We start from the raw sequence: 5,672 nt of genomic DNA, 5'->3' as shown, positions 1-5,672 counted from the left end.
AGGTTGTCACCCATGTCTCAGGTACAATCTGTTACCCATGTGTCAGGGCCGGACACTGTGAGCAATGGCGGAGAGAGTGGGATTCGAACCCACGGTACGGTTTCCCGCACACACGCTTTCCAAGCGTGCGCCTTAAGCCACTCGGCCATCTCTCCGGAGCGCCCTCTCTTGAAGGGGCGCCGGCGATTTTGCAAGGGATCGCGGGTAAATCCGATGAATTTTCCGCAACATATTGTATTTGCAGCATAAAAACTCACATCGCCCTGACTTCGGGAGCTCCTTTGGGTTGAACCCATCACGGGTTTGGCGCGACGATTCACCTGAAAAAGCCAGACATGACCGGGGACGCCATGACCATCCGCAACACCCTCGCCGCCCTTTGCCTGATTTCGGCCCTTGGCGCCGCCTTTACCGGGCCTGCGAAGGCGCAGGCCTGCAGCAGGCAGGGCGTCGATGTGACCTGCGACGACGGGCGGCGCGGGGTGCTCTCTGGCGATACCATCCTATGGCCGGACGGGACCCGCTCCAGCTCCACGCCGCATCAGAGCATCATCATCGGCAACAAGAGCTCCGTGCATGTCGGGCCCGGCGTGTTTGTCGGCCAGGGCAAGGGCGTGGTGCCGATGGACGATCCGAACGCGCCGAACAAGCGGCAATGCGCGATCCTGGATGGCGTGTCGTATTGCTATTGAGGGCTCACCTCTCCCGGCAAGGCAGAGGCAGAGAGAGGTCAGATCAGCCGCACACCTGAGATCGCCGATTTCAGCCAGCGCAGCGCCTGCGGCGGTTGTGCCGCTAGCGGAGCTGCCGCGACTTTCTCGGTGCGGCACTTCTCCAGCTCGGCAACGAAATCCGACGACCATTGCTGGATGGTGTGCCCCCGCAATTTCTTCATCATCGCGTCCCAGCGCATCTTGCGCTCGGTGAGCGGCATCGCTGCGGCGACCGCGATCGCGCGCGCCATGCCGTCGATGTCGTGCGGATTGACCAGCAGCGCGGTGTCGAGCTCGTTGGCCGCGCCGGCGAATTTCGACAGCACCAGCACGCCAGGATCGGCCGGGTTCTGCGCGGCGACATATTCCTTGGCGACGAGGTTCATGCCGTCATGCAGCGGCGTCACCACGCCGACCTGCGCAGTGCGGTAGAGGCCGGCGAGCACGGCCTGGCTAAAACCCTTGTTCAGATAGCGGATCGGCGTCCAGTCGACCTCACCATGGCGACCGTTGACGTCAGTGACGAGGCGGGCGACTTCGTTCTGAAGATTGCCATAGGCTTCGATGCCGCCGCGCGACGGATTGGCGATCTGGAGCAGCGAGATGCTGCGCGCGAATTGCGGCTGCTCGGTCCAGAGCCGGTCGAACGCGCAGATGCGGTTGACGAGCCCCTTGGAATAGTCGAGCCGGTCGACGCCGATCGCGAGTCGCTCGCCATTGAGGCTGCGGCGCAGGCGCGAGACATCCGGATGCGAGGCTGATTTCGCGGCATAGGCAGCGAACTTCTCCGCGTCAATGCCGATCGGAAACACCTGGCAGCGCGTGCGGCCGTATTGCGAGAGCACGACGCCGTCCTCGATGACGAGGCCAAGCTCGCTGCCGGCATAGTTGAGGAAATTCTGGCAATCAGTCTCGGTCTGGAAACCGAGCAGATCATAGGCCAGCATCGTCGTGATCAGCTCACGATGATTGGGCACGCCCTGCATCACCGCGACGACCGGCCAAGGCGTGTGCAGGAAGAAGCCGATGGGATCATCGACGCCGAGATCCCGCAGCTCCGCGCCGAGCGCGAGGAAATGATAATCCTGCACCCAGAACGCCGTCTTGTTTTTACGGAAGCGCATCAGGGCGCGCGCCATGAAGGCGTTGACCTCGCGATAGCTGACATAGTCGTCGCGCGAGACGCGGATCAGATCGCTGCGCGAGTGCAGCGCCGGCCACAAGGCCGAATTGGCGAAGCCTTCGTAGTAGCCGCCATAATGCGCCGCCGGCAGATCCAGCGTTGCGATCGCGCCCGTGCCCAGCGCCTCGATCTCGGCGAAAGGCTCCTTCTGATGGCCATCACGCACGCGGCCGGAGGAGCCAACCCAGATAGCACCCGAATGCTCGACAACGGGAAGCAGCGCCGCTGCGAGGCCGCCCGTCATGGGTTCGTTGGGTTTGCCGCGCGCAACTCGATTTGAAACGACAACTAAGTTCACAGGTCGTCCCCTCCTGTTCATTCCACCCCGTTTAACTGCCGTTCATCAATATGGTTCCTGTCATCATTTCTACGAAATGAAACCAAAGTCAGGCGCGCGCGTTGGAACCTGTTTCCTTCGAGGGAACCCGGCGATTTCATTCGAGAAAGATGGATTTCAGACGGCCGGAAGGGTGCGCGCAGGTGCACTGCACGAGTGACAATATGGCTATGAGATGACCGCGCCTTATTCCGACCTTGTGTCGTCAAGCAGGCGCGCAAGGAACGCACGTACGTCGTTCGGCGCATCGAAATGGCCGTTGACCCCCTTGGCACGACGGCCCACCGAGAAGGAGAGCCCGTTCATGTCGGGCATGATGGCGAAGACGGTTTCATCGGTGACGTCGTCGCCGATGAAGATCGGACGACGTCCCCTGAACGGCTCATGCTTCATCAGCTCGCGCACGCCGGTCGCCTTGGTGAACCCGGAATGCTTGATCTCGCAGACGAACTTGCCGGGCAGCACCTCGATCGGCGCATTGGGCAGATCGGCGCGGATCAGCGAGACGGCTTCGTAAATCGCCTTCTCCGCATGCGGCGCGAGGCGATAATGCAGCGCCAGCGAATAGCCCTTGTCCTCAAGCAGAATGCCGGGGCTGAGCTTTGCGATCGCAGCCAGGCGCCGCTTCAGCTCCTTGTCCATCGGCGGCGCGTGCACGTCGTCGGCCTCGTTGTCCACCGACAGCCGCATCTCCGCGCCGTGACCTGCGACCGCGCGAAACACATCGGGCGCGAAGATCAGGTCGATATCGTTGAGCGAGCGGCCGCTGACCATGGCCAGGGCGCCGGACGTGCGCTCCGTCAGGCGATTCAGAGTCTCCGAAAGGCCCGGCGGCACCCATACCTCGCGCGGCGTCGGCATCAGATCGAGCAGCGTCCCGTCGATGTCGAGCAGAATCGCGGTCTCGTCGAGATGCGGCACGAGCGCATGCGGCACAGGCACGGCATCAGGAGCTTCTTCGTCGGGCATGGCGGGCTTCTGGTCCGGTTCAGCGAGTTCGGATTTCATCAGTCTACTCCATGGAAGCGAGCGGCCGCGCGATTTGTTCGAGCGATTTGCGCTCTGCCGAGATGGCATAGCGCCATGCCACGATCGCGGCCGCGATCATCAGGACGGACCCCAGCAGATAGCCGGCGAACACGCTGTTGCGTGATCCCGTATCGATCAGCGCGCCGAACAGCGCAGGACCAATCACACCGCCGATGCCGGTGCCCACCGCATAGAACACCGCAATGGCCAATGCGCGGACCTCCAGCGGGAAGGTTTCGCTGACGGTGAGATAGGCCGCGCTCGCCGCGGGTGAGGCAAAGAAGAAGATCACCATCCAGGCGATGGTCTGTCCCTGCGCGCTCAACGCGCCGATCGAGAACAGATAGCCCGATAGCGCCAGCAAGAGGCCCGAGACGCCATAGGTGAACATGATCATGGCGCGACGGCCGAGCGTGTCGAACAGACGGCCGAGCAGAAGCGGGCCGAGGAAGTTGCCGGCTGCGAATGGCAGCAGGTACCAGCCGACGTGATCGGCGCTGATGCCGTAGAAATCAGTCAGCACCAGCGCGAAAGTGAAGAAGATCGCGTTGTAGAAGAAGGCCTGCGCGACCATCAGCACCAGGCCGACCAGCGCGCGCTGGCGGTAGGTGCCGAACAGCGTCTGCGCGACTTCGCGGATCGGGGTGTGATCGCGCATCTTCAGCCGCATCTTGGGAAAACTCTCGCGGTCCGCCTCCTGATCATGCCCGATCACCGAGCGCTCGATGCCGTCGACGATCTCGTGCGCCTGGTCGGGGCGGCCATGGATCATCAGCCAGCGCGGGCTTTCCGGGATCCACATCCGCATCAACAGCACGACAAGGCCGATGGTGGCGCCTATGAGATAGGCCAGACGCCAACCGATATCGGGGCCGATCGCGGCGGGATCGAGCAGCACGATGGCAGCGACGGCACCCATAGCCGCCCCGATCCAGAAGCTGCCGTTGATGACAAGGTCAGTCCAGCCGCGATAGCGCGCAGGCACCAGCTCTTGAATGGTCGAGTTGATCGCGGTGTATTCGCCGCCGATGCCGGCACCGGTCAGGAAGCGGAACAGCGCGTAGCTGGCAATATCCCAAGACAGCGCAGTCGCCGCGGTCGCAGAAAGATAGAGCGCGAGCGTGATGAAGAACAGTTTCTTGCGGCCGATGCGGTCGGTCAGCCAGCCGAAGCCGAGCGCACCGAGCACGGCGCCGGCGAGGTAGGCGGAATTGGCGATTCCGAGATCGAGATTGGAGAAACGCAGCGTCGGGCTCTGCTTCAGCGCACCCGAAAGCGCTCCCGCGAGCGTCACTTCTAACCCGTCGAGAATCCAGGTGATGCCGAGCGCCAGCACGACACGGGTGTGGAAGCCGCTCCAGGGCAACGCATCGAGCCGCGCGGGAATGCTGGTCTCGACGATGCGATCGCTTGCGACCGCCGCCGAGACTGCAGGTCCATCATTCAGCGCTGCGCTCAGCTGCAATTCCATGGGGTTGCTGGGTCTGGGGGTGCGGCATTCGCTTGCCACCTGCGACAACGTCGGCGCCATCCGCCGGTTCCCCTGGGAACGCCGGCGAATGCCAGCCGTTTCCGCTGCAGCCGCAAGGAGTTGACGCATGGCTCAGGTCAGAAAGACGACACATTCGCGCAAAACGACGGCACGCAAGAACACCAGCGCGCGGCGTAGCGCCGCCCGCAAAAGAACAAAACGCGCCGCGCCAAAGCGCTGGTCGCAGCGTGTGACGAAGGAGAGCGACGCGCTCGATCTCAAGCGCGGCGTGTTCAAACTCACCAGCCCCCGTAAGATCGCAGCCTCGCTGAAACGCTCGGCCGAGCACAGCGCGCGCCGCAAGAGCGGCGCTTATCGCTCCGCGCTGTCGATGCTGACGTTCTACATCAACCGCGCCGGCAAAACCCTGCCGAAGACTCAGCGTGAGCGGCTGGAAAAGGCGAAGGTGGAGCTGAAGCGGGCGTTCGGGAGGGAATAAGGCGCGCCGCCCCTTACCCGCTGTCACCCCGGACGGGCGGACGGAGTATGAAGCGACGGAGTCCTATGCTGCCCTGATATTCGCCATGAAGCGATCGAGTTCGGCGCGCAGGCGGGTGCTTTCGCTCGACAGCGTCTTCGCCGAGTTCAGCACCTCCTCCGAGGCTGAACCGGTTTCGGCCGCGCCGCGGTTGACCTGGCCGATATCGGTCGCGGCGGTCTGGGTGCCCTGGGCGACGTTCTGGACGCTGCGGGCGATCTCCTGGGTCGCGGCGCCCTGCTCTTCCACGGCACTGGCTATCGAGGTCGAGATCGACGAGATCTTGCCGATGGTCGCACCGATCTCCTTGATCGCGGCGACCGACTCGGCCGTCGCACCCTGCATGCCCGCGATATGCGAGGAGATCTCGTCGGTGGCCTTCGCGGTCTGGCTCGCCAGCG

5 protein-coding genes, 1 tRNA gene and 1 pseudogene are annotated in these 5,672 nt (G+C 63.5%); 2 read left to right on the top strand and 5 right to left on the bottom strand.

Annotated elements, in window-relative coordinates; translation table 11 throughout:
* Nucleotides 1-65: 65 nt before the first annotated feature.
* Nucleotides 66-155 (bottom strand) — tRNA-Ser (locus HYH07_RS36090).
* 195 nt (nucleotides 156-350) lie between these two features.
* On the opposite strand from HYH07_RS36090, the gene HYH07_RS36085 reads away from it, so the two are divergent.
* On the top strand, nucleotides 351-692 hold the full coding sequence (locus tag HYH07_RS36085; RefSeq protein WP_057748219.1) for a hypothetical protein: 342 nt from the start codon (nucleotides 351-353) through the stop codon (nucleotides 690-692).
* Between the two features lie 38 nt (nucleotides 693-730).
* On the opposite strand, the gene HYH07_RS36080 is transcribed toward HYH07_RS36085, so the two are convergent.
* The 3 genes from HYH07_RS36080 to HYH07_RS36070 form a co-directional block, all read right to left on the bottom strand.
* Complete coding sequence (locus tag HYH07_RS36080) at nucleotides 731-2,194, bottom strand: trehalose-6-phosphate synthase (protein WP_220006905.1); 1,464 nt, start codon at nucleotides 2,192-2,194, stop codon at nucleotides 731-733.
* A gap of 225 nt (nucleotides 2,195-2,419) precedes the next feature.
* Nucleotides 2,420-3,241 (bottom strand): trehalose-phosphatase, encoded by an 822-nt coding sequence (otsB, locus tag HYH07_RS36075; protein WP_220006904.1) that lies wholly within the window; start codon nucleotides 3,239-3,241, stop codon nucleotides 2,420-2,422.
* A 4-nt stretch (nucleotides 3,242-3,245) separates the two neighbouring features.
* Nucleotides 3,246-4,733: an MFS transporter gene (locus HYH07_RS36070; RefSeq protein WP_220006903.1), complete on the bottom strand. Its 1,488-nt coding sequence runs from the start codon at nucleotides 4,731-4,733 to the stop codon at nucleotides 3,246-3,248.
* 127 nt (nucleotides 4,734-4,860) lie between these two features.
* Between HYH07_RS36070 and HYH07_RS36065 the strand changes: the two genes are divergently transcribed.
* The gene (locus HYH07_RS36065) at nucleotides 4,861-5,232 is read left to right on the top strand and encodes a DUF3175 domain-containing protein (RefSeq protein WP_220006902.1); all 372 of its coding nucleotides are present in this window, start codon (nucleotides 4,861-4,863) and stop codon (nucleotides 5,230-5,232) included.
* Between the two features lie 63 nt (nucleotides 5,233-5,295).
* On the opposite strand, the pseudogene HYH07_RS36060 reads toward HYH07_RS36065, so the two are convergent.
* A pseudogene (locus tag HYH07_RS36060) lies at nucleotides 5,296-5,672 on the bottom strand (methyl-accepting chemotaxis protein); the annotation flags it as partial.

The organism is Bradyrhizobium sp. BR 10261, from assembly GCF_019455395.1.
GTDB classification, from domain to species: Bacteria; Pseudomonadota; Alphaproteobacteria; order Rhizobiales; family Xanthobacteraceae; genus Bradyrhizobium; species Bradyrhizobium manausense.
This window is presented reverse-complemented; position numbering and strand designations above follow the sequence as displayed.